20 protein-coding genes and 1 riboswitch are annotated in these 22,429 nt (G+C 72.9%); of the genes, 17 read left to right on the forward strand and 3 right to left on the reverse strand.

Translation table 11 applies throughout. The features are described from left to right. Positions 1 to 43: 43 nt before the first annotated feature. From BR98_RS20840 to BR98_RS20860, 5 genes are all read left to right on the forward strand, one after another. Positions 44 to 1,045 (forward strand): SMI1/KNR4 family protein, encoded by a 1,002-nt coding sequence (locus BR98_RS20840; RefSeq protein ID WP_035846772.1) that lies wholly within the window; start codon positions 44 to 46, stop codon positions 1,043 to 1,045. Positions 1,046 to 1,092: 47 nt separating this feature from the next. Further along, on the forward strand, positions 1,093 to 2,109 hold the full coding sequence (locus tag BR98_RS42350; RefSeq protein WP_051969996.1) for a hypothetical protein: 1,017 nt from the start codon (positions 1,093 to 1,095) through the stop codon (positions 2,107 to 2,109). Next, positions 2,079 to 3,731: an SUKH-4 family immunity protein gene (locus BR98_RS42355; RefSeq protein WP_051969997.1), complete on the forward strand. Its 1,653-nt coding sequence runs from the start codon at positions 2,079 to 2,081 to the stop codon at positions 3,729 to 3,731. Before BR98_RS42350 ends, BR98_RS42355 begins: the two co-directional genes overlap by 31 nt. A gap of 164 nt (positions 3,732 to 3,895) precedes the next feature. Beyond that, the gene (locus tag BR98_RS20855; protein ID WP_035846774.1) at positions 3,896 to 5,263 is read left to right on the forward strand and encodes a hypothetical protein; all 1,368 of its coding nucleotides are present in this window, start codon (positions 3,896 to 3,898) and stop codon (positions 5,261 to 5,263) included. Between the two features lie 15 nt (positions 5,264 to 5,278). After that, positions 5,279 to 5,752, forward strand: coding sequence for an Imm21 family immunity protein (locus BR98_RS20860; RefSeq protein WP_035846777.1), 474 nt, complete (start codon positions 5,279 to 5,281; stop codon positions 5,750 to 5,752). An 8-nt stretch (positions 5,753 to 5,760) separates the two neighbouring features. Here BR98_RS20860 and BR98_RS41465 read toward each other — a convergent pair whose 3' ends face one another. Continuing rightward, positions 5,761 to 6,093, reverse strand: a complete 333-nt coding sequence (locus BR98_RS41465) for a UDP binding domain-containing protein (RefSeq protein ID WP_035846780.1) — start codon at positions 6,091 to 6,093, stop codon at positions 5,761 to 5,763. Positions 6,094 to 6,604: 511 nt separating this feature from the next. Here BR98_RS41465 and mfd point away from each other — a divergent pair. Beyond that, positions 6,605 to 10,219, forward strand: coding sequence for a transcription-repair coupling factor (gene mfd / locus BR98_RS20870; protein ID WP_035846785.1), 3,615 nt, complete (start codon positions 6,605 to 6,607; stop codon positions 10,217 to 10,219). Positions 10,220 to 10,334: 115 nt separating this feature from the next. After that, positions 10,335 to 11,021, forward strand: coding sequence for a spermidine synthase family protein (locus BR98_RS20875; RefSeq protein ID WP_035846788.1), 687 nt, complete (start codon positions 10,335 to 10,337; stop codon positions 11,019 to 11,021). A 76-nt stretch (positions 11,022 to 11,097) separates the two neighbouring features. Here the strand turns inward: BR98_RS20875 and BR98_RS20880 are convergent, their stop codons facing one another. Then, the gene (locus tag BR98_RS20880) at positions 11,098 to 11,283 is read right to left on the reverse strand and encodes a hypothetical protein (RefSeq protein ID WP_035846791.1); all 186 of its coding nucleotides are present in this window, start codon (positions 11,281 to 11,283) and stop codon (positions 11,098 to 11,100) included. 141 nt (positions 11,284 to 11,424) lie between these two features. Here BR98_RS20880 and BR98_RS20885 point away from each other — a divergent pair, with 141 nt between their 5' ends. The 3 genes from BR98_RS20885 to BR98_RS20895 all read left to right on the forward strand — a co-directional run bounded on the left by BR98_RS20885 (position 11,425) and on the right by BR98_RS20895 (position 13,812). Beyond that, on the forward strand, positions 11,425 to 11,895 hold the full coding sequence (locus BR98_RS20885; RefSeq protein ID WP_157537860.1) for a hypothetical protein: 471 nt from the start codon (positions 11,425 to 11,427) through the stop codon (positions 11,893 to 11,895). A gap of 108 nt (positions 11,896 to 12,003) precedes the next feature. Continuing rightward, entirely contained in the window at positions 12,004 to 12,636 is a 633-nt protein-coding gene (locus BR98_RS20890; RefSeq protein WP_051969998.1) for a SurA N-terminal domain-containing protein, read from the forward strand. 180 nt (positions 12,637 to 12,816) lie between these two features. Beyond that, positions 12,817 to 13,812, forward strand: coding sequence for a MazG family protein (locus BR98_RS20895; RefSeq protein ID WP_035846794.1), 996 nt, complete (start codon positions 12,817 to 12,819; stop codon positions 13,810 to 13,812). A 200-nt stretch (positions 13,813 to 14,012) separates the two neighbouring features. On the opposite strand, the gene BR98_RS36510 is transcribed toward BR98_RS20895, so the two are convergent. Continuing rightward, entirely contained in the window at positions 14,013 to 14,429 is a 417-nt protein-coding gene (locus BR98_RS36510) for an SDR family NAD(P)-dependent oxidoreductase (RefSeq protein ID WP_157537861.1), read from the reverse strand. Between the two features lie 145 nt (positions 14,430 to 14,574). Between BR98_RS36510 and BR98_RS20905 the strand changes: the two genes are divergently transcribed. The 7 genes from BR98_RS20905 to BR98_RS20935 all read left to right on the forward strand — a co-directional run bounded on the left by BR98_RS20905 (position 14,575) and on the right by BR98_RS20935 (position 22,358). Further along, positions 14,575 to 15,849 carry a cytochrome P450 family protein gene (locus BR98_RS20905; protein ID WP_035846796.1) on the forward strand — a complete coding sequence of 425 codons (1,275 nt, stop codon included), beginning with the start codon at positions 14,575 to 14,577 and terminating at the stop codon, positions 15,847 to 15,849. Positions 15,850 to 16,060: 211 nt separating this feature from the next. Next, a riboswitch (cyclic di-AMP (ydaO/yuaA leader) is annotated at positions 16,061 to 16,226 on the forward strand. Between the two features lie 3 nt (positions 16,227 to 16,229). Beyond that, positions 16,230 to 16,928, forward strand: coding sequence for a transglycosylase family protein (locus BR98_RS42360; protein WP_035846799.1), 699 nt, complete (start codon positions 16,230 to 16,232; stop codon positions 16,926 to 16,928). 216 nt (positions 16,929 to 17,144) lie between these two features. Continuing rightward, entirely contained in the window at positions 17,145 to 18,431 is a 1,287-nt protein-coding gene (eno, locus tag BR98_RS20915) for a phosphopyruvate hydratase (RefSeq protein ID WP_035846800.1), read from the forward strand. Positions 18,432 to 18,519: 88 nt separating this feature from the next. Then, positions 18,520 to 18,963, forward strand: coding sequence for an FtsB family cell division protein (locus BR98_RS20920; protein ID WP_051970000.1), 444 nt, complete (start codon positions 18,520 to 18,522; stop codon positions 18,961 to 18,963). A 13-nt stretch (positions 18,964 to 18,976) separates the two neighbouring features. Beyond that, positions 18,977 to 19,609, forward strand: coding sequence for a DUF501 domain-containing protein (locus BR98_RS20925; protein WP_035846805.1), 633 nt, complete (start codon positions 18,977 to 18,979; stop codon positions 19,607 to 19,609). Next, a complete protein-coding gene (locus BR98_RS20930) occupies positions 19,606 to 20,547 on the forward strand; it encodes a Ppx/GppA phosphatase family protein (RefSeq protein WP_035846808.1) in 942 nt (313 codons plus the stop codon). The genes BR98_RS20925 and BR98_RS20930 overlap by 4 nt, the downstream gene beginning before the upstream one ends. A gap of 431 nt (positions 20,548 to 20,978) precedes the next feature. Further along, complete coding sequence (locus tag BR98_RS20935) at positions 20,979 to 22,358, forward strand: NAD(P)/FAD-dependent oxidoreductase (RefSeq protein WP_035846810.1); 1,380 nt, start codon at positions 20,979 to 20,981, stop codon at positions 22,356 to 22,358. Positions 22,359 to 22,429: the final 71 nt, after the last annotated feature.

The following is a 22,429-nucleotide window of genomic DNA, read 5'->3' on the forward strand; positions in this document are numbered from 1 at the left end:
CTGGTGGCCGGCACAATCCGGCTTCAGCCATGGGGGCTTCCAGATGACGACAGGTCGGCCCGGCACCGCCGCCGCGCCCAATGCGGCATACGCGGGTCAGGTGGTCCACTTTCCCGACCCGGTGCGGGCGGCCAAGTACCCCGACGGGGTCCAGGTGGACGCCCACGGGTACCCCGACTTCGGCCCGTACGCCAAGGCCGCCGCCGAGGTCGCCGACCCACCCGAGGGCTTCGGAGTGGACGAGCTCCGGCTCACCGACTACGTCTCGGCCAACGCCGCCCTCTACAGTCAGGGCCACCCGCTCTGGGCCGACCAGGAGTCCGCCGTGGCCACCCCGGCCGGCTGGACCTGGCACCACGCGGTCGGCGGGGCGGCGCCCGGCTGGCGACGGATGGAACTGGTCCCGGTCGAGGTCAAGGCCCTGCTGCGGCACCACGGCGGCCTGGCCAGCTCGGCCGCCGACCACTCCCGGCGCGGCACCCGCCCGCTGCAGGAGCGCAAGGCAGTGCACTTCTCGCTCTCCAAGGAGGGCGCCGACCCGCTCAGCGTCTCCGAGGACCTGGTGCAGGCCGCCGAGGAGCGGCTCGGCTACCGGCTGCCCGGTCCGTACCGGGAGTTCCTCAAGCTGGGCGGTGGGCGCGGCCCGGTGGGCGTGGCGCTCGACACCGAGCTCGGACTCCTGCTCGACCAGCCGTTCCTGACGCTCAGCGAGGAGTTCGGCGTCGAGGACCTGGTCTACGCCAACAAGTGCCTGCGCGACCACCTGACCAAGGACTACCTCGGCATCGCCTACGTGCAGGGCGGCATCCTCGCCCTCAAGGTGCGCGGCGAGGAACTCGGTTCGGTCTGGTTCTGCCTCTATGACGACGCCCGCGACGTCGGCGCCCCCGAGGAGCCGGGCGACCGGGTGCGTCGGCTGCTGCTGCGCTGTGGGGACAGCTTCGACGACTTCCTGCTCCGACTGGCCGGCAGCCCGCCGGAGCTGGAGACGGTGGCGGAGCTGATGGTGGACGGCGGCTTCGCACGCGCCGTGCCGATGGTCTGAGGGACGGGGCGAGCAGCGATGGCGCAGAAGGTGAAGGCAGGCCGGGCATGGTGACGTACGCGCAGGCACAGGACCTGGCGACGGAGTGGATCAACGGCGGGGTGCCGCACTTCCAGCAGCGCGAGGTGCGGGTGCGGGAGTTCGACCTGGGGTTCGTCTGCTGGGCCGAGGACCGGGCCGGTGGGCCCTCCTCGGACGGCGGCGCGGCCAAGCTGGTGATCGCCCGGGACACCGGGGCCAGCACGCTCTGGCCGGCCCTGCCGGTCAACGAAGTGGTCCGCCGGTACCAGGAGCAGTACGGGCGGCCGGTGAGCGGGACGGCCTCCGACCTGGCCAAGCCGCTGCCCGGGCCGGTGGAGGCGACCTCCTTCCTGCTCAGCCCGCCGCAGTGGGTGCAGGACGCGGCCGCTGCGGCGATCGCGGCGGAGGCGGAGCGGTTGGGGGAGGCGCCGGCTGCTGCGGTCGCGTCGACGCCTGCGCCTGCGCCTACTCCCGCGCCTGCTCCTGCTCCGGCGCCGACTCCGGTGGCGGACGAGCCGGTGCCCGCGCGGCTCACCACGCCGCCGGTCTCCGACCGGCCGGCCGGGGACGCGCCGACCATGCTCGCGCCGCCGCCCAGCTGGGAGCTGGCGGAGCACGGCGAGGAGGAGATCGCACCGAGCACGCCGCCGGAGGCGCGCACGGTGCGGATGCCTCCGCCGGTGTCGACCAAGCGGTTCGACGCTCCGCCGGTCGCTGACGCACCGCCGGCCGCGCAGCCCCCGCTGGCCCAGCCGCCCCTTGCCCAGCCGCCTCTTGCGCAGCCCCCGCTGGCTCAGCCGCCAGCCGTGCAGCCCCTCGCCGCGCAGCCGCCCGCGGCGCCCGTGGGCGGCTATGCGCCGACCATGCTCGCCTCGGACGGCGCGCCCGGCCTGATGGGCCTGCCCGGTGCGCCTTCCCCGGCCCCGGCCCCCGCCTCGCCGACCCCGACCCCGCCCCGGCTCCCGCCGCGGAGCAGGCCCCGCCCGCGCCCGCCGTCGAGTACGCGCCGACCATGCTCGCCTCCGACGGCCCGCCCGGGCTGATGGGTCTGCCTGGTGCCCCCCGTCACGGGGCGCCCGCCGCCGGCGTCGGGCTCGGCCGTGGTGCCGCGAGCACCCCGCCGCCCCCGCCGCCCGCCGGTCTGCGGGGCGCTCCCGGCCAGCCCGCCGCCTCCGTCCCGCCGCCCGCCGCAGGCGGTGGGCTGGGTCGCGGTGCGGCCAGTGCGCCGCCCCCGCCGCCGCCCGGCGGTCTGCTGCACACGGGTGGCAGCGGTCCGGAGAGCCACGCCGCCGCCGTCGGCCGAGGCTCCGCCTCGACCCCGCCGCCGCCCCCGCCGTCGGGTCTGCTCGGCGGCCGGCCGGCCGGTGCCGCCGCGTCCACGCCGTCGGCGAGCCCCGCCGGGCCGGCCGCCGGCGCGGCCGATCTGGCGGACGCCGCGACCAGCAAGGCCGCGGTGCCGGCGCGCCCGGGTACGCCCGGCCTCGCGCAGGCCGCGACCCAGCTGGCCACGCCGGGCCCCGGCGGCTACGGCTTCCCGGCCCCGACCGGCGGGCCGACCGGTGCCCCGCAGACCGCGCCGCCGGCCGCCGCAGCGTCGGCCGCGCCGCCGGCCGGCTTCCCCGGCGCGCCGGTGCCCGGTGCCGCCGCGCCGGTCCCCGGCCTGCCGCCGCAGGGCGCGCCGGTCCCGCCGGGCGTGCCCACGGTCGGCCCCGGCTACCTCGCGGTGCTCAGCTACCGGGCCCCCGACGGCTCCGAGCAGAAGGTGATGCACCGCAGCGAGCCCGGCACCCCGCACCCGGAGTGGCGGATCCTGCAGGAGCTGCGCCGGCTGAACGTGCCCGCCGAGCAGGTGCTCGAGCTGCACACCGAGCTGGAGTCCTGCGACCTGCCCGGCGGCTACTGCCACCGGCTGATCACCTCCTCCTGGCCGAACGTCCGGGTCACCCACACGGCCGGTTACGGCCGTGACCAGGCGGCCCGCCAGACGGGCATGGCGCACCTGCTCAACCACCTGGACGAGCTGCACCAGCTGGCCGGCGGTCCGCGCCGCTCGCGTCCGGTGCGGGCCCCGCTGCCCGCGCCGGGCACCGTGCCGCCGCGCCCGCCGGTACCGCCGCAGCAGCTGGCCGCCGAGCTGGCGCAGTTCTTCGGCCCGGCCGTGTTCCGCTACGAGCAGCGGGCGGTCTCCCGCCAGGGGGTGCCGGAGATCGTCGCGCAGACCCTGGTCTGGGCCGGTCTGCCGACCAACTTCGGGCCGTTCTTCTGGGCGCACGCCCCGGAGAACCGGCCGATCCCGACGCTGGCCGAGCTGGCCGCCGAGCGCGGCCGCACGGTCGGCCCGGAGGCGGGCGGTTACCTGGTGCTCGGCAACGACTACGGGCGCCAGCTCTGTGTGCAGTACGGCACAGCCGCGGTGGTCGCGGTGGATCTGGACGGAACCAATGAGCCGCCGCGCTTCGTCAACAGCGGTGTGCCGGAGTTCGTCCGGTCGCTCGCCCTGCTCGGTCGGATGTGGCCGTTGCGCTACGGCCTGACCCCCGATCAGGCCGGGCGCTGGACCACCGACTTCCAGGCCGAGCTGATCGCGCTCGACCCGGCCGCCCTCCAGGCGCCGGACACCTGGTGGGCGGTCCTCCTGGAGCAGTTCTGGGACGGCCTGCTGTAGCCGCTCGGGTGAACGGGCAGGCTGAGGCCGGAGCCGCACCTTCGGGTGCGGCTCCGGCCGGCGGTGTCGCTTCTTGGGCTTTCCAAATGATCTGCGCAAAATAGGTCAAGAGGACAGGTACCCGAGACCGACCCGGCCAGCCCGCCACTGAGGGGACGTAGGACATGAGTGACGCCATCCCGTCGTACGGCTTTACCGCTGCCCGACGCGGGTACGCGCCCGACCAGGTCGACCGCGCGCTCGCCGGGCTGACCGCCCAGCGGGACGAGGCCTGGCACCGCCTCAGCATGCTGGGCGCCCGGCTGCGCGACCTGGAAGCCGACCTGGCCGCCGCCCGGCAGGCCGCCGCCGAAGCCCCCGAACCCGACTACGCCACGCTCAGCGAGCAGGCCGCCGACCTGATGGCGATCGCCGACAACGAGGCCCGGCAGGTCCGGGAGAAGGCCGAGCGGTTCGCCGAGGACACCCGGGACGAGACCTACCAGGCCGGCCAGGCCCGGCAGCAGGCCGCCGCCGAGTACGCCACCGCCACCCGCGCCGAGGCCGACGCCGCCGCCCGCCGTACCGAGGAGCGCACCCGCGCCGAGGCCGAGAAGCTGCGCGGCGAGGCCGACCGGGACGCCCGCACCATCCGCGACAGCGCCACCGCGGAGGCCGCCAAGATCCGGGTCGCCGCCGCCGAGGCCGGCGAGCGGGCCGAGGCCAAGCTGGCCGAGCTGCGCCGGGAGGCCGACGAGCGGTTCGCCGCCGAGGAGACCGCCGCGCAGACCGAGGACGCCAAGATCTCGACCGCCGCCGAGCGCCGCCTCAAGGAGGCCGAGCAGTACCGCGAGACCGTCCTCGGGGTGATCAAGCAGATCGACACCGAGGCCCAGGCCCGGGCCGACCAGCTGATCGACCAGGCCCGCCGGGAGGCCGAGCAGATCAACGCCGCCACCACCGCGGAGCGCGAGGCGTTCGACAAGCGCCTGGAGACGGTGCAGACCCACCTCGACCACATCAAGGGCACGCTGGCCTCGCTCACCGGCAAGGCGGTCGGCATGATCGAGCCGGGCGAGCAGCCCGAGCCCGGCGTGGCGGCCGCGCCCTCCGAGGCCGACACCGGCGAGGTCCCGCTGCCGCCCAGCGCCGAGCAGCCGCTCCCCGAGGACGCCCCGACCACCGTGGTGCTCCGCCTGCCCGCCGAGCTCCGCGACGCCACCCGGCAGGCCGCCGCACCGGTCGCCGCACAGGCGGTCGCCACCCCGCCGGTCGCCGCCGCCCCGCCGGTCGACCCGCGCACCGCCCTCAAGGCCGCCGGCGCCGCTCAGCCCCCGCTCCCGCCCCGCCCGGCCACCCCGCCGCCGACCCCGCCGACCCCGCCGGCCGCTGCCCCCGCCGCCCCGGCCGCCCCGGCCGGCCGGCCGCCGCAGGACGCCGTGCCCGCAGCCGCCACCGAGGCGGAGACCGCGATCATCCCCAAGATCGTGATCATCGACGACGGCGTCACCCTCGACACCCTCCCGGGTACCGTCGGCCGTCGCCGCACCTGAGACGGCCAGGTCCTCATGAGGCTAGGTCCGCGGACGGACTGGCTGAACACCGACTTCGGACGGTACGTCCTCTGTCCGGCGTCCCAGGTGGGGTCCTGGCAGGGCACCGAGGCCGACGAGGTCGACATGGACGCGGTGGGGCGGGTGCGCATCGGCGGCCTGGACGCGCTGACCCTCGCCGGTGAGCCGCTGCAGATCTGCTACCTCGCCGACACCATGACCTTCGCCCGGCAGGTCTTCGCCGATGACGACGAACTCCTTCCGGGCGCGGTCCGGCAGGCTGTGGCGGACGGGGAGTGGGATGAGGGGTTCACCGTCCGGCTCGGCGGCCGGTATCTCCTGATGGACCTGGCGCTGCCCGGCGCGACCGGAGCGGGCGAGTCGCTGGAGATCGTTCTCCCGTACGGGCTCTACCAGGTGCTCTTTACCACGGTCACGCCGACCGAGGATGCGCAGTTCCGGCTGGACCGTCTGCGTGCCGCGTCCTGACCGCCCCGCTACAGCACCTCCACCTGCGCGCCGGACACCCGGTTGCGACAGGCGAGGACGTAGCGGGCGTGCTCGGTGACCGTCGGGTAGTCGAAGGCGTCGTGGTCGGCGAGGAGCAGGACGGCGTCGGCGGCGGCGAGTTCCTCGGGGGTGGCGGTGACGCGCGGGACGCTGTTGAAGGGGCCGCGTTGGCCGGGGAGGTGGACGCCGGTCAGGACGTGCGGGTCGGCCGCGCGGACCTCGACGCCCAGCGCGGTGAGCAGTTCGGCGATCCGGGCGGCGGGGGTCTCGCGGGCGTCGCCGGTGTTCTTCTTGTGCCGCTCGTTCGGGATGTCCTCCACATAGGAGTCGCCGATCGGGCCCGGATCGGACCAAAGATCACCGGAAAGAGGAGGCCAGGACTCGTGGCGCCCTCCAGGAAAGGGCGCCACGACTCCCGACGCTCGGGCGGGCGCCCCCACCCAGGGTCGCCCGGCCTCGCACCCCGACCCCCATCGGAGTGCGTGTGGCCCGTCCAGTCCATCCCCCACGGTTGGAGCGGCGGGCACGTGATCCATCCTGCGGGCTGTCCATGGACACGCAGTGACAGGAGTATGTCCACTTCTTGACAATCGACCTTTCCGTCCGATCCGCAGGTCATGGCCATGACGATCGACCCCGGTGGTGATGGCCGCTCGGGCGGAGCGGACGGCGGCCGTGGCTGGCCGCGTCAGCGTCTGCCGCTCGGCGTACGCTGGACCCCTGACCCGGCCCCTGTGCACCGCGTGCCGGGCACATCAAGCTGCCCGGCCGCAGGAGCTGCTTCCGGTGCCGGGCGCGCCGCCGCGACGCCAACGGGACGAAGAAGATCGCATGAGTCTGACCGGTTTGCTCGATGTCGTGGTCCGCGACCCCGCTCTCGCCGAGGCGATCGAGGCGGCGGCCGGCGGACACCGTCCGCATCTGGATGTCGTCGGACCGCCCGCCGCCCGGCCGTTCGTGATCGCCGCGCTGGCCCGCTCGCTGGCGGACGGCTCCGCCACCGGCGGCCGCCCGGTGCTCGCGGTGACCGCGACCGGACGGGAGGCCGAGGACCTCGCCGCGAGCCTGCGCTCGCTGCTGCCGCCGGATGCCGTCGCCGAGTTCCCGGCCTGGGAGACCCTGCCGCACGAGCGCCTCTCGCCGCGCTCGGACACCGTCGGGCGGCGGCTCGCGGTGCTGCGCCGGATCGCCCACCCCGCCGCCGACGACCCGGCCGCCGGGCCGGTCCAGGTGGTCGTCGCGCCGGTCCGCTCGGTGCTGCAGCCGCAGGTCAAGGGGCTGGCGGAGCTGGAGCCGGTGGCGCTGCAGCGCGGTGGGTCGCACGATCTGGAGGAGGTGGCCCGCCGGCTCGCCGCGGCCGCCTACGCCCGGGTCGAACTGGTCGAGAAGCGCGGCGAGTTCGCGGTTCGTGGCGGCATCCTGGACGTCTTCCCGCCGACCGAGGAACACCCGCTGCGGGTGGAGTTCTGGGGCGACGAGATCGAGGAGATCCGCTACTTCAAGGTCGCCGACCAGCGCTCGCTGGAGATCGCCGAACACGGCCTGTGGGCGCCGCCCTGCCGCGAGCTGCTGCTGACCGATCAGGTCCGGGCCCGAGCCGCGGAGTTGGCCGAGGCCCACCCCGAACTGGCCGAGATCCTGGACAAGATCGCCCAGGGGATCGCGGTCGAGGGCATGGAGTCGCTGGCGCCCGTGCTGGTGGACGACATGGAGCTGCTGCTCGACGTGCTGCCGGCCGGCTCGGTCACGGTGGTCTGCGACCCGGAGCGGGTCCGCACCCGGGCCGCCGACCTGGTGGCGACCAGTCAGGAGTTCCTGCACGCCTCCTGGGTGGCGGCGGCCGCCGGCGGGGACCGGCCGATCGACGTGGAGCAGATCGACGTCTCGGCGGCCTCGCTCTGGTCGCTGGCGGACGTGCGCGAGCACGCGCAGCAGATCGGGCTGCCCTGGTGGTCGGTGAGCCCGTTCGCCACCTCGGACTCCGAGGTCAGCACGATTCTCGAATTCGACTCCAACACGCTGACCCTGGGCATGCACGCCGTCGAGGCCTACCGCGGCGACACCGCGCGGGCCATCGCCGACGCCAAGGAACGCCTCGCCGCCGACTGGCGGGTGGTCATGGTGACGGAGGGCCAGGGCCCGGCCTCCCGCCTGGCCGAGGTGCTCGGCAACGAGGGCATCCCGGCCCGGCTGGTGCACGACCTCGCCGAGCCGCCCACCCGCGACGTGGTCTACGTCAGCTGCGGCTCGATCGAGCACGGCTTCGTGGACGAGGCGCTCAAGCTCACCGTCATCACCGAGACCGACCTGTCCGGCCAGCGCTCCTCCACCAAGGACATGCGCCGGATGCCGTCGCGGCGGCGCAACGCGATCGACCCGCTGGCCCTGGCGGCCGGCGACTACGTGGTGCACGAGGCGCACGGCGTGGGCCGCTACGTCGAGATGGTGCAGCGCACCGTGCAGGGCGCCACCCGCGAGTACCTGGTGCTGGAGTACGCGCCGGCCAAGCGCGGCCACCCCGGCGACCGGCTCTTCGTGCCGACCGACCAGCTGGACCAGGTGACCAAGTACGTCGGCGGCGAGGCCCCGACGCTGCACCGGCTCGGCGGCGCGGACTGGGCGAAGACCAAGCAGCGGGCCAAGAAGGCGGTCAAGGAGATCGCCGCCGACCTGATCAAGCTGTACAGCGCCCGGATGGCCGCCCCCGGCCACTCCTTCGGCGCCGACACGCCCTGGCAGCGCGAGCTGGAGGACGCCTTCCCGTACGCGGAGACGCCGGACCAGCTGACCACCATCGCCGAGGTCAAGTCGGACATGGAGAAGTCGGTCCCGATGGACCGGCTGATCTGTGGTGACGTGGGCTACGGCAAGACCGAGATCGCGGTCCGCGCGGCCTTCAAGGCGGTGCAGGACGGCAAGCAGGTGGCGGTGCTGGTGCCGACCACACTGCTGGTGCAGCAGCACTTCTCCACCTTCGCCGAGCGGTACGCCAACTTCCCGGTGGTGGTCAAGGCGCTCTCCCGGTTCCAGACCGACAGCGAGGCGAAGGCCGTGCTGGAGGGGCTGTTCGACGGGTCGGTGGACGTCGTCATCGGCACCCACCGGCTGTTCTCCAGCGAGACCAGGTTCAAGGACCTCGGCCTGGTGATCGTCGACGAGGAGCAGCGGTTCGGCGTCGAGCACAAGGAGCAGCTGAAGAAGCTGCGGGCCAACGTCGACGTGCTGACCATGTCCGCCACCCCGATCCCGCGCACCCTGGAGATGGCGGTCACCGGCATCCGCGAGATGTCCACCATCACCACCCCGCCGGAGGAGCGGCACCCGGTGCTGACCTTCGTCGGACCGTACGACGAGAAGCAGATCTCGGCCGCGATCCGGCGCGAACTGCTGCGCGAGGGCCAGGTCTTCTACATCCACAACCGGGTCGAGTCGATCGACAGGGCGGCGGCCCGGCTGAAGGACCTGGTGCCCGAGGCCCGGGTGGCCACCGCGCACGGGCAGATGGGGGAGACGGCACTCGAGAAGGTGGTGGTCGACTTCTGGGAGAAGGAGTTCGATGTGCTGGTCTCCACCACGATCGTGGAGTCGGGCATCGACATCTCCAACGCCAACACGCTGATCGTGGAGCGCGGCGACACCTTCGGCCTCTCCCAACTGCACCAGCTGCGCGGCCGGGTCGGCCGCGGCCGCGAGCGCGGCTACGCCTACATGCTGTACCCGCCGGAGAAGCCGCTCACCGAGACCGCGCACGAGCGCCTGGCCACCATCGCCCAGCACACCGAGATGGGCGCCGGTATGTACGTGGCGATGAAGGACCTGGAGATCCGCGGCGCGGGCAACCTGCTCGGCGGCGAGCAGTCCGGGCACATCGCGGGCGTCGGCTTCGACCTCTACATGCGGATGGTCGGCGAGGCGGTGGCCGAGTTCCGCGAGTCGCTGGAGGCCGGCGGCGGCGAGCCGGAGGAGGAGCCGCTGGAGGTGAAGATCGAGATCCCGGTGGACGCCCACGTGCCGCACGACTACGCGCCCGGCGAGCGGCTGCGGCTGCAGGCCTACCGCTCGATCGCGGCGGTCAACTCGGAGGAGGACATCGAGCAGGTCCGGGCCGAGCTGACGGACCGTTACGGCAAGCTGCCGGAGCCGGTGGAGAACCTGCTGCTGGTGGCCGCGCTGCGGCTGTACGCGAGGCGCTGCGGGGTCGCGGACATCACGCTGCAGGGCGCCAACGTGCGGTTCGGGCCGGTGGAACTGCGCGAGTCGCAGCAGCTGCGGCTGAACCGGCTGTACCCGCGCAGCCAAGTGAAGGCGGCCACCCGGCAGGTGCTGGTGCCGCGGCCGAGCACCGCGCGGATCGGCGGCAAGCCGGTGGTCGGGCGGGAGCTGCTGGCCTGGTGCGGGACCTTCCTGACCACCATGTTCGAGGAGCTGGCGGCCGCGAAGAAGTAGTCCGGCGAGGTCTGTTGGAGGGGCGGTCGGCCGGGTGGCCGACCGCCCCTTGGACTAGAGTCGGTGGTCCACGATCGATGTCCACACCGCTACCGCTCACCAAGGGGGACGGCAGATGTCCGCGCTGCCCATCCGGGACCACACCGCCGAGGCCGTCGTGCTCGATCGGCGCGAAGGACCGTACGGGGAGGTGGTGTTGCGGCAGCGCGGCGGCGACTACGAGATCATCGCCAACGGCTGCTTCCTGATGGACACCGCCGACGGCCGCTCGGAGCGCCTGCTGATCGATGCCGCGCTGGACCGACTGACCGCCGAGCGGCCCGCGGTGCTGATCGGCGGCCTCGGGGTGGGCTTCTCGCTCGCGCATGCGGCCGCGCAGCCGCGCTGGGGGCGGATCGCCGTCGCCGAGCGGGAGGGCGCGATCATCGACTGGCACCGGGACGGGCCGCTCGCCGGCCACACCGCCGGGGCGTTGGCCGATCCGCGGGTGACCGTGCTGCACACCGACCTGGTCGAGTACCTCGCCACCACCGAGGACCGCTACGACGCGCTCTGCCTCGACATCGACAACGGCCCCGACTGGACGGTCAACGACGCCAACGACGCGCTCTACGGCCCGGCCGGCCTGGCTGCCGCCCGCAGCCGGTTGACCCCCGGCGGGATCCTGGCGGTGTGGAGCGCCCAGCCCTCCCCGTCCTTCGAGGAGGCGCTGCGCGCGGCCGAGTTCACGGACGTCCACACCCTGGAGGTGTCGGTCAGCCGGGGCGTACCGGACGTGGTGCACCTGGGCCGGCGGCCCTAGGACCGTCCGGCGCCGGGACCGTCCGGCCCCCAGGGTCTGTCCGGTCCTAGAGTCCGGCCCCAAGGCCTGCCCGGCCTTAGAGTCCGGCGGATCCGTCCCACTGCGGTCCGGAGAAGTTCTCGCCGGGGGTGCCCCCGCGCAGCAGGCCCAGCTCGATCGGCGACAGCGGGCGGTGGGCCCGCCCGCGGACCGGATGCCGGCCCGGCCAGAACCGCAGCGCCGCAGCCGTCAGGATGAGTAACCAGGCTGCCCCGGTGGTCACTTCAACGATCATCAGGTCTCGACCAGTCCCCCCTGCCCCGAGCCGCCGGCCCAGCACCGAGGCTACTCCCGGGTCGGGCGGGCGACCAGGGCGGTACGGTGACGGCCGTACCGCTGTCGCGTCGCCTGGGGGAGCACACCGATGACAGTCCGAACACCCGGGCCGCTGGGGGTGGGTACGAAGGTGCTGCTCTGCCTGCTGGTGGTGCTGACGGCGGGGCTGCTCGGGTTCGTGCCCGCGGGCGTGCTGGCCGTTCGGCGCAAGGCCGGGGTGGACCTGGCCGGGGCGGCGGTGGTGGGCGCGCTCTCGGTGCTGATGGTGGTCTGCGCGGTGGTCGCGGGTGCCGACAGGAGTGCCACGGCGGTCAGCGTGCTCGGCGAGGCCACCATGGCGCTGCTGGTCTTCGGGGCGCCGACGCACTACCTGCTGATGGACCGTCGCTCGGTCTGGGGCCGGCTGCGGCCCGCTCGGCAGTCGCCGCTGCTTCCCGGGCACCCGACCCCGCAGTCCGCGCAGTCCGCGCAGTCCGCGCAGTCCCCGCAGTCCCAGCAGTCCTGGCAGTCCCAGCAGGCGTGGCAGCGGACGCCCGGTGCCGGTCGCCCGTCCGGGTGACCTGTTCGGTTCAACCTCTGGGCAACCGGCGGCAGGGCTCCCTATTCTCGTGTCCCGTCAGGAGTAGGACGTCGTCACCGCAGCCCCATCCGGTCCGGGAGGCCCCGCGTGATCCGCAACAGCTCCATCCGCCGTACTCTGCCCGCCCTCGGCGCCCTGCTGGCCGCCCTCGCGCTGAGCGCCTGCGGAAGTCAGCCCGCGCACCCCGGCGCGGCGGCGGTGGTCGGCCAGGACCGGATCACCGTGGCGGCGGTGCAGGCGCGAGTGGCCGAGTTCCGGGCGCAGGCGGCGAGCCTGCCCACCGGGCAGTACCAGGAGCAGGCCGGACTGGTGGGCGCCACCGTCTCCGGGATGGTCTTCGGCGCGGTGGTGGACCACGCGCTGGCCTCGCACGAGCTGGCCGTCTCCGACTCCGAGGTGGCCCAGCTGCGGGCCCAGCAGGTGCAGGCCTGGGGCGGCGAACCGGCGCTGGAGCAGATGCTGCTGCTCAAGCACGCGGTGCCGGCTCCCGAGATCGACGCCTTCTACCGGCAGCAGCTCGGGCTGCAGAAGCTGGCCGCGCTGAACGGGCAGCAGATCGGCACCACGGAGGGCAACAAGACGGTCCATCAGCTGCTGGCGCAGGCCTCCGACGAGCTGAAGGTCACGGTCAACCCGCGGTACGGCAGTTGGGATCCGCAGCAGGCGGTGCTGGACAGCCCGACCGAAGCCTGGCTGCCCCAGTCCGGCGCGGCGGCCTGAGCGGCAGCGGCGTCTGACCGGACCGGTGATGGCCTGAGTGGTGATGGCCTGACCGGTGATGGCCTGAGTGGTGATGGCCTGACCGGTGATGGCCTGAGTGGTGATGGCCTGAGTGGTGATGGCCTGGCCGGCGGTGGGCTGGCCGGTCGGGGCCGTCCCGGGGGGCGGTAGGTTCGAGGGGTGGAGACTCCGAAGCTGACCCTGCTGACCACCACCCATCGGATCGCCCCCGGCCTGCTCAGCTGGCCCGCCTGGCAGGCGCTGCAGGCCGCGCCGCTGGTGCTGGCCGCCGATCCGGCGCATCCGCAGTTGGCCGCGTTGGCCCAGGCCGGTGTGGCGGTGGAACAGGTCGGTGGGCAGACCGCGCCGGCGCTGGCCCGGCTGCTGGTGCAGCGGGCGCCGCTGGTCTTCCTGGGCAGTCCGGACGGTGACCCGGGGCTGACCGACGCACTGGCCCGGATCGCGGTGGAGGAGGCCGGCGAGGCGCCCGAGATCGAGCTGCTGCCCGGCTCCTACGACCTGCCGGGCGCCCGGTTGCTGGACCTGGTGTCGGTGATGGACCGGCTGCGCTCGCCGGGCGGCTGCCCGTGGGACGCCGAGCAGACCCATGCCTCGCTGGTGAAGTACCTGGTGGAGGAGGCGTACGAGCTGGTCGAGGCGATCGAGGAGGGGGACCGGCAGACGCTGCGCGAGGAGCTCGGCGACGTGCTGCTGCAGGTCTTCTTCCACTCCCGGATCGCCGAGGAGCACGCCGACGACCCGTTCTCCATCGACGAGGTGGCCGGGGACATCGTGGAGAAGCTGATCTACCGGCACCCGCATGTCTTCGCGGACTCCGATGCGGCCACCACGGACCAGGTGGAGGCGAACTGGGAGGCGCTGAAGGCGGCCGAGAAGCAGGATCGCGAGTCGGTGCTGGACGGGGTGCCGAGTGGGCTGCCGGCGCTGGCGTACGCGGCCAAGCTGGTCTCCCGGGTGCGGCGCGCGGACTTCGACAAGGTGCCGGACGCGCCGTACGCGCTGCCGGGCGAGCTGACCGAGGAGACGGCCGGCGCGCTGCTGCTGGCCGTGGTGCAGCGCGCGCACGACGCAGGGGTGGATCCGGACGCGGCGCTGCGCGCGGCCGCACGGGCCTACCGCTCGGCGGTTCGCTCGGCGGAGGGGCTGGCTGACTGAGCGCTTGCTCGGGGAGACGAGGGGCTGGCTGACTGAGCGCTCGCTCAGGGCGGCGGAGGGGCTGGCTGACTGAGCGCTCGCTCAGGGCGACGGAAAGGTCGGCTGACTGAGCGCTCGCTCAGCGGGGCCGAGGGGCTGCCTGGGCGAGCAAGCGCTTGCTTAGTGAAAGCGAGGGGCCGGCTGGGTGAGCAAGCGCTTGCTCAGCGCGGCAAGCCCGCTGCGGGAGCCCTCCGCTGGGCCGGCAGCACCTCGCCGATAGCCTCGCCCAGCGGGTCGAGCAGCTCGGCCAGCCGGTCCAGGTCACCGGGGAGGTCGGCCAGCGCGACGATCCGCTCGCCGTCGGGGCCGGCCACGCAGAACAGGTCGATCCGGCCCAGGTGCTTCTCAGCGGTGTCGACCAGGGCGGCGATGTCGCTGGGCTGGTGGATGTCGGAGCTGACCCCGATCACCGGGCAGCCGGTCCGGTCCAGCGCGGCGGCCAGGTCCTCGGCCACTCCGGGACGCGGGTCGGCCACCAACAGACCGGCTGCACCCGCCGCGGTGAACCGACGGGCCGGCCCGTCCCCGTCGCCGCCGTCGAGTACTGCGATGACCACCACTGCCCCGGCTACTCGCATGGCCTGCTCCTCCCTGGGGGCGCGACCGCACCGTCGCCCACCAACACGTATCGGAGGATCGTAGGCGTCTCCTGACCCTCCGCAACAGGGATTACCCGTCAGGTGACCAGACTCACTCCTCCCGGCGACCGGATACCGTCAGGACATGCCGGACCAGCCCCAGAGCCCCCTCCAGCCCCCGATGCCGCCCCTGTTCAGCTGGGAGTTCGCGGCCGACCCGTACCCCGCGTACGCCTGGCTGCGCGAGCACGCCCCGGTGCACCGCACCACGCTGCCCAGCGGGGTGGAGGCCTGGCTGGTGACCCGGTACGCGGACGCCCGGCAGGCGCTGGCCGACGCCCGGCTCTCCAAGAACCCCACGCACCACAACGCGCATGCGCACCGCACCGGCCGGGTGGGCATCCCGGGCGAGCGCCAGGCGAACCTGATGACGCACCTGCTGAACATCGACCCGCCGGACCACACCCGGTTGCGCCGGCTGGTCTCCAAGGCCTTCACCCCGCGCCGGGTGGCCGAGTTCGAGCCGCAGGTGCAGCGGCTGACCGACCGGCTGGTGGACTCCTTCGCGGGGCGCGGTTCGGCGGACCTGATCCACGAGTTCGCCTTCCCGCTGCCGATCTACGCGATCTGCGACCTGCTCGGGGTGCCGCCCGAGGATCAGGACGACTTCCGCGACTGGGCCGGGATGATGATCCGACATGGCGGCGGCCCGCGCGGCGGGGTGGCGCGCGCGGTGAAGAAGATGCGGGCGTACCTGCTGGAGCTGATCCACCGCAAGCGCGGCGAGTTGGGCGAGGACCTGATCTCCGGGCTGATCCGGGCCAGCGACCACGGCGAGCACCTGACCGAGAACGAGGCCGCCGCGATGGCCTTCATCCTGCTCTTCGCCGGGTTCGAGACGACGGTCAACCTGATCGGCAACGGCATGTACACCCTGCTGAACCACCCGGAGCAGCGGGCCCGGCTGCAGGAGTCGGTGCAGCGTGGCGAGACCGCGCTGCTGGCCACGGCGGTGGAGGAACTGCTGCGCTACGACGGTCCGGTGGAACTGGCCACCTGGCGGTTCGCGACCGAGCCGCTGACCGTGGGCGGGGTGCGGATCCCGGTCGGCGACCCGGTGTTGGTGGTGCTGGCGGCGGCCGACCGCGACCCGGCCCGGTTCGCCGGGGAGAACACCCTGGACCTGGCCCGCCGGGACAACCCGCACCTGGGCTTCGGGCACGGCATCCACTACTGCATCGGGGCGCCGTTGGCCCGTTTGGAGGGCCAGCGGGCGCTGGCCGCCCTGCTGACCCGGCTGCCCGACCTCCAGCTCGCTGCCGAGCCGGAGGAGTTGCGTTGGCGCGGCGGTCTGATCATGCGTGGGCTGCGGGAATTGCCGGTCTCCTTTACGCCGGAAGTCGGCTCGGTCGATCTCTGACGGCGTGTCGCCAACCCTTGCCCGCAGGCGATCTGAATGCTCATCAATCAGGACAAACCTGATCCGTTAGTAGGCGATCCACAGTGGACCGTAATTCTCATGTGATGTAGGCGATATGAGCTTGTGATTGGTCTTCCTATCTGCCTACTCTCCCTGAAGTTCGCGGATGCGAACCCCGAGCGCGGTAACGCCGAATCCTGCCCACCGCGTCGCGGGACATCGACTCAACCCCGGGCAGGGGCGGGGGACCCAGGATTTTCTGCCGTCTCCCACGGCTAGGGGTGAAGCCGACCGCCGGAGCGATCCGGGCGGCCGGCCGGGCCATCCTCACCGGTCCGAACCCGACAGCTCACCTCGCAGGCGTGCGGAGAGGGACATCAATGCTGTTCTCAGGAACTGGCCGTCACCGTCGTCGCACCAATACCGAGAAGGCCATCGCCATCGCCGGCGTGGCCGGAGTCGGGCTCGCGATGCCGCTGCTCACCGCGACCGGCGCGCACGCCGCCTCGGTCTCCGTCTGGGACAAGGTCGCCAACTGCGAGAGCACCAACAACTGGTCGATCAACACCGGCAACGGCTTCTACGGCGGCCTGCAGTTCACCTCCTCCACCTGGGCCGCGTACGGCGGCACCCAGTACGCGGCGCAGGCCAACCAGGCGAGCAAGTCGCAGCAGATCGCGGTGGCCGAGCGGGTGCTGGTGGACCAGGGCCCGGGTGCCTGGCCGGTCTGTTCGGTCAAGGCGGGCCTGACCCGCGGCGGCGCCCCGGCGGTGGTGGACACCGCGGCCCCGGCCGGCGGCGCGCCGGAATCCCAGGCCACGCCCAAGGCCCAGCCCAAGCCGACGCAGCCCAAGGCCCAGCCCGCGCCGGCCCAGCCCACGCAGCCCCAGCCGCAGTCGCCGGCGACGCCGTCGACCGGCGCGCAGGACTACACCGTCAAGTCCGGCGACACGCTCTCCAATATCTCCCAGGCGCAGCGGATCCTCGGCGGCTGGCAGGCGCTCTACCAGGCCAACCGGTCGACGGTGGGCGGGGATCCGAACCTGATCCTCCCTGGCCAGGTCCTGCACCTGAGCTGACGCGCAGCTGACCCGCCGGCAGCACGCGCGGGGCAGCACCGGGGTGGTGCCAGGTGGCCCCGCGCGTGCATTCAGGTGAACTACCGGCAGGTAGCAGAGCCACACCGTGAGACGGTGCCGAGGCCCGGGTGGCTGGACCGGCCGGTGCGGTTAGGCTCTGGTCGTAACGCCTCCGTCATCCCTGTCCGCAGGACCGCTTCCGCAAGGAGATGCATAGTGCCGTCCATTGATGTCGTCGTAGCCCGTGAGATCCTCGATTCGCGCGGCAACCCCACGGTCGAGGTCGAGGTCGGCCTCGACGACGGCAGCACCGGCCGTGCCGCTGTCCCGTCCGGCGCATCCACCGGTGCCTTCGAGGCTCTGGAGCTGCGTGACGGCGACAAGAGCCGCTACTTCGGCAAGGGCGTGGAGAAGGCCGTCCTCGCCGTCATCGAGCAGATCGGCCCGGAGCTGGTCGGCTACGACGCCACCGAGCAGCGCTTGATCGACCAGGCGATGCTGGACCTGGACGCCACCCCGGACAAGTCCTCGCTCGGCGCCAACGCCATCCTGGGTGTCTCGCTGGCCGTCGCGCACGCCGCCTCCGAGGCCTCCGACCTGCCGCTCTTCCGCTACCTCGGCGGTCCGAACGCGCACGTGCTGCCGGTCCCGATGATGAACATCCTCAACGGCGGTTCGCACGCGGACTCCAACGTCGACATCCAGGAGTTCATGATCGCCCCGATCGGCGCGGAGTCCTTCTCCGAGGCCGTCCGCTGGGGCGTCGAGGTCTACCACACGCTCAAGGGCGTGCTGAAGGAGCGGGGCCTGTCCACCGGCCTGGGCGACGAGGGCGGCTTCGCGCCGAACCTGGACTCCAACCGCGAGGCGCTGGACCTCATCACCGAGGCCATCAAGAAGGCCGGCTACGTGCCCGGCAAGGACGTCGCGCTGGCCCTGGACGTCGCCGCCTCCGAGTTCTACAAGGACGGTGCCTACCAGTTCGAGGGCAAGGCGCTGACCGCCGCCGAGCTGAGCGCCTACTACGCCGACCTGGTCGCCAACTACCCGCTGGTCTCGATCGAGGACCCGCTGGACGAGTCGGACTGGGACGGCTGGAAGGCCCTCACCGACGAGCTGGGCGCCAAGGTGCAGCTGGTCGGTGACGACCTGTTCGTGACCAACCCGGTCCGCCTGGCCAAGGGCATCGAGACCGGCACCGCCAACGCGCTGCTGGTGAAGGTGAACCAGATCGGTTCGCTGACCGAGACCCTGGACGCCGTCGAGCTGGCCCAGCGCAACGGCTACCGCTGCATGATGTCGCACCGCTCCGGCGAGACCGAGGACGTCACCATCGCCGACCTGGCCGTCGCCACCAACTGCGGCCAGATCAAGACCGGCGCCCCGGCCCGCTCCGAGCGCGTGGCCAAGTACAACCAGCTGCTGCGCATCGAGGAGATCCTCGACGACGCTGCCGAGTACGCGGGCCGCGCCGCTTTCCCGCGGTTCAAGTACGAGGGCTGAGCCCAGCCGCATGGCATGACCGGTGCCCCGGCTCCCGCCCCGTAGGGTGGAGGCCGGGGCACCGGTGCGACGGAGGGGCGAAGAGAACATGGCAGCGTGGAAGTTCCCGGGCCGGCCGCGGTTCACCAGCCGGGCCACCGTCCTGGTCCTGGTGCTCTGCTCGCTGGTGGCGATCCTGGCCTATCCGACCCGGCAGTACATCAACCAGCGCGCCGAGCTCAACGCCCAGCGGGTCAAGGCCGAGCAGGCCCGCCAGCAGGTGGAGCGGCTGCGCACCGAGCGGGCCCGCTGGCAGGACCCGGAGTTCGTCAAGGCCCAGGCCCGCACGCGCCTGCACTACGCGATGCCGGGGGAGACCCCGTTCGTCGCCGTCGACCCCGCCCCGCCGCCCGGCGCCACCCCGCCGGTGGCCGGCTCCGCGCCGCAGTCCGCCCAGGCAGCCCAGGCAGTCAAGGCAGTCAAGCCCTGGTACGCCACCGTCTGGGACTCGGTGGACGCGGCCGCCGCCCCAACCCCCGCCCCCGCTCCCTGAGAAGACAGCACTGATGAGCACTGAGAACCAGCCCGTCGCCGACCGCGACCTGGCCGCCGTGGCGGCCCAGCTCGGCCGTGTCCCGCGCGGCACCCGGGCGGTCGCGCACCGCTGCCCGTGCGGCAACCCCGATGTGGTGGAGACCGCCCCGCGTCTGCCGGACGGCACGCCGTTCCCCACCCTCTACTACCTGACCTGCCCCAAGGCCGCCTCGCTGATCGGCACCCTGGAGGCGGACGGGGTGATGAAGGAGCAGACCGCTCGGCTCGCCGAGGATCCGGAGCTGGCCGCGGCCTACCAGAAGGCGCACGAGGACTACATCGCCCGCCGGGACGCGATCGAGGTGCTGGAGGGCTTCCCGAGCGCCGGCGGGATGCCGGACCGGGTGAAGTGCCTGCACGTGCTGGTCGGCCACTCCTTGGCGGCCGGCGAGGGCGTGAACCCGCTGGGCGACGAGGCGTTGGCGATGCTGCCCGAGTGGTGGCGCAAGGGCCCGTGCGTCAGCGAGCAGGACATCGAGGAGGGGGTGGCGGCGCTGCAGGCGCAGCGGGCCGAGGCCGCCGACCACGCCGCGGTGATCGCCGAGAAGGAGCGCAAGACCGCCGAGCGGGCGGCCAAGCGCGCCGCCGAGGAGGAGCAGAAGTGACCGCCACCCGGGTCGCCGCGATCGACTGCGGCACCAACTCGATCCGCCTGCTGATCGCCGACCTCGACCCTGAGACCGGCGAGATCGTCGACCTGGACCGGCGGATGCTGATCGTCCGGCTCGGCCAGGGCGTGGACCGCACCGGCCGGTTGGCGCCCGAGGCGCTGGAGCGCACCTTCGCGGCCTGCCGGGAGTACGCGGCCGTCATCGCCGAGCACGGGGTGGGCCCGGAGCGGACCAGGTTCGTGGCCACCAGTGCCTCCCGGGACGCCGAGAACAACGCGGAGTTCACCAAGGGCGTGCGCGAGATCCTCGGCGTCGAGCCCGAGGTGGTCTCCGGCGACGAGGAGGCCCAGCTCTCCTTCACCGGCGCCACCAAGGAGTTGACGGGCACTTCGGTGGCCGCCCCGTACCTGGTCTTCGACCTGGGCGGCGGCTCGACCGAGTTCGTGCTCGGCGGCCAGACGGTGCACGCCGCGCGCTCGGTGGACATCGGCTGCGTCCGGCTGACGGAGCGGCACTTCGCCGACTCCGAGGTGCCGACCCCGGGTCAGGTCGCGGCGGCCCGGGCGGACATCGAGACGGCGCTGGACCTGGCCGCCGAGGCGGTGCCGCTGACCGAGGCGGCCTCGCTGGTGGGCCTGGCCGGGACGGTCACCACGGTGGCCGCGATCGCGCTCCGCCTGACCGCCTACGACTCGGCGGCGATCCACCACTCGCGGCTCTCGCTGGCCCAGGTCCGCGAGGTGACCGAGCGCTTGCTCGGCGCCACCCACGCGGAGCGGGCCGCGATCCCGGTGATGCACCCCGGGCGGGTGGACGTGATCGGCGCCGGCGCCCTGGTGCTGCTCTCGATCATGGAGCGGACCGGCGCCCAGGAGCTGGTGGTCAGCGAGCACGACATCCTCGACGGCATCGCCTGGAGCATCGCCGGCTGAGCCCGGCGCGGACTGCAGGTCGACCCCTTCCGCACCCCGTCGCGGGGCCCGTTCCGGGGCCCTTCGGCGGGGTGTCGGCAGAAAGTTCGTGAATTTCTTCACATGGCGATCCGCCCGTTCTCAGTACCTCGGGGACCGCTTCGTCCGGAATACGGGACCTAAGGTCGCCCACCGCGCTCAGTCGATGGATCCCAGGCGGTGCTCCGGGCCGGCCGATGGAATCGAAACAATGCTCGGGGAACCCCGGTCGTGCCAGGATCGTTGCTGCTCAACCGGGCTGTGTCCGCCCAAACCTCGGCGTGCCGCCGTGATCGGTCCGGGAGTGACGCTCAGGCGGCCAAAGTGTGGCCGGGCAGTGTAGCAGGCCCTGTCCAGAGTCTTGTGACGGGCCTCACGAAGGGTGCTCCGAGGGGTGCTGGATACTTTCGGATATGAGCACCATGGAGCGTCCTCGCATCCTCATTGTCGGCGGTGGTTACGTCGGCCTGTATGCCGCGATGCGCATCCTCAAGAAGATGCGTTACGGCGAGGCGACCGTCACGGTCGTCGACCCGCGGTCGTACATGACGTACCTGCCCTTCCTTCCCGAGGCGGCCGGCGGCAACGTCGCGCCCCGCAACCTCGTCGCACCGCTGCGCAGCGCCCTGAAGAAGGCGGAGGTGCTCACCGGTCACGTGACCGGCGTGGACCACGCCCGCAAGGTCGCCACCATCGCGCCGCTGGCCGGCGACTCCTACGAGCTGCCCTTCGACTACCTGGTCGTCGCCACCGGCTCGGTCTCCCGCACCTTCCCGATCCCCGGCCTGGCCGAGCACGGCATCGGCATGAAGACGGTCGAGGAGGCGATCAGCCTCCGCAACCACGTCATGCAGCAGCTGGACAAGGCCGAGTCGACCGCGGACGAGAACGTCCGCCGCAAGGCGCTCACCTTCGTGGTGATCGGCGGCGGCTTCGCCGGCGTCGAGACGATCGGCGAGATCGAGGACATGGCCCGCGACGCGGCCAAGATCTACAAGACCGTCAGCCGTGACGACATGCGCTTCATCCTGGTGGAGGCGGCCAACCGCATCCTCCCGGAGATGGGCCCCGACCTCGGTCTGTGGACCAAGGAGAAGCTCGAGGAGCGTGACATCGAGGTCTTCATCGAGACCTCGATGGAGTCCTGCGTCGACCAGCACGTGGTGCTGAAGAACGGCGTCGAGGCCGACGCGTCCACCATCGTCTGGACCGCGGGCGTCAAGCCCAACCCGGTGCTGGCCAACTTCGGCCTGCCGCTGGGCCCGCGCGGCCACGTGGACACCGCCCCGACCCTGCAGGTGCACGGCTTCGACTACGTCTGGTCGGCCGGCGACAACGCCCAGGTGCCGGACCTCGCCGTCGGCGAGGGCGCCTGGTGCCCGCCGAACGCCCAGCACGCGGTGCGCCAGGCGCTCGTGCTCGGCGACAACGTGATCTCCGGCATGCGGGGCTTCCCGCAGCAGGAGTACAAGCACAAGAACCTCGGTGCGGTCGCCAGCGTGGGCCTGCACAAGGGCGTGGCGATCCTCTTCAACAAGTACAAGTTGAAGGGCCGTCCGGCCTGGTGGTTCCACCGCCTGTACCACGGCAGCCGGGTGCCGACCATGAACCGCAAGGTCCGGGTCTTCACCGACTGGACGCTGGCGATGTTCCTGAAGCGCGAGACCGTCGGCCTCGCGGAGATGGAGAAGCCGTTCGGCGCCTTCCAGGAGGCGGCCGCGCCGGCTCCCAAGCCGGTCGCCACCGTCCCCGCGCCCGCCGCCGAGGCGGACAAGGCGCTCGCGAGCAAGTAACCCAGCAGGAAGCGACTGACCCCGGCTCCCCTCATGCCGGGGTATGAGTCGGAGGCCCTCCGCCCGGCAGC

This window comes from Kitasatospora azatica KCTC 9699 (assembly GCF_000744785.1).
In the GTDB taxonomy this organism is placed as follows: Bacteria; Actinomycetota; Actinomycetes; order Streptomycetales; family Streptomycetaceae; genus Kitasatospora; species Kitasatospora azatica.

Excerpts from the sequence above, each read along its gene's own strand:
- BR98_RS20840 (WP_035846772.1), top strand. The coding sequence starts at position 44 with ATGACGACAGGTCGGCCCGGCACCGCCGCCGCGCCCAATGCGGCATAC.
- BR98_RS42350 (WP_051969996.1), top strand. The coding sequence starts at position 1,093 with ATGGTGACGTACGCGCAGGCACAGGACCTGGCGACGGAGTGGATCAAC.
- BR98_RS42355 (WP_051969997.1), top strand. The coding sequence starts at position 2,079 with ATGCTCGCCTCCGACGGCCCGCCCGGGCTGATGGGTCTGCCTGGTGCC.
- BR98_RS20855 (WP_035846774.1), top strand. The coding sequence starts at position 3,896 with ATGAGTGACGCCATCCCGTCGTACGGCTTTACCGCTGCCCGACGCGGG.
- BR98_RS20860 (WP_035846777.1), top strand. The coding sequence starts at position 5,279 with ATGAGGCTAGGTCCGCGGACGGACTGGCTGAACACCGACTTCGGACGG.
- mfd (WP_035846785.1), top strand. The coding sequence starts at position 6,605 with ATGAGTCTGACCGGTTTGCTCGATGTCGTGGTCCGCGACCCCGCTCTC.
- BR98_RS20875 (WP_035846788.1), top strand. The coding sequence starts at position 10,335 with ATGTCCGCGCTGCCCATCCGGGACCACACCGCCGAGGCCGTCGTGCTC.
- BR98_RS20885 (WP_157537860.1), top strand. The coding sequence starts at position 11,425 with ATGACAGTCCGAACACCCGGGCCGCTGGGGGTGGGTACGAAGGTGCTG.
- BR98_RS36510 (WP_157537861.1), bottom strand. The coding sequence starts at position 14,429 with ATGCGAGTAGCCGGGGCAGTGGTGGTCATCGCAGTACTCGACGGCGGC.
- BR98_RS20905 (WP_035846796.1), top strand. The coding sequence starts at position 14,575 with ATGCCGGACCAGCCCCAGAGCCCCCTCCAGCCCCCGATGCCGCCCCTG.
- BR98_RS42360 (WP_035846799.1), top strand. The coding sequence starts at position 16,230 with ATGCTGTTCTCAGGAACTGGCCGTCACCGTCGTCGCACCAATACCGAG.
- BR98_RS20920 (WP_051970000.1), top strand. The coding sequence starts at position 18,520 with ATGGCAGCGTGGAAGTTCCCGGGCCGGCCGCGGTTCACCAGCCGGGCC.
- BR98_RS20925 (WP_035846805.1), top strand. The coding sequence starts at position 18,977 with ATGAGCACTGAGAACCAGCCCGTCGCCGACCGCGACCTGGCCGCCGTG.
- BR98_RS20935 (WP_035846810.1), top strand. The coding sequence starts at position 20,979 with ATGAGCACCATGGAGCGTCCTCGCATCCTCATTGTCGGCGGTGGTTAC.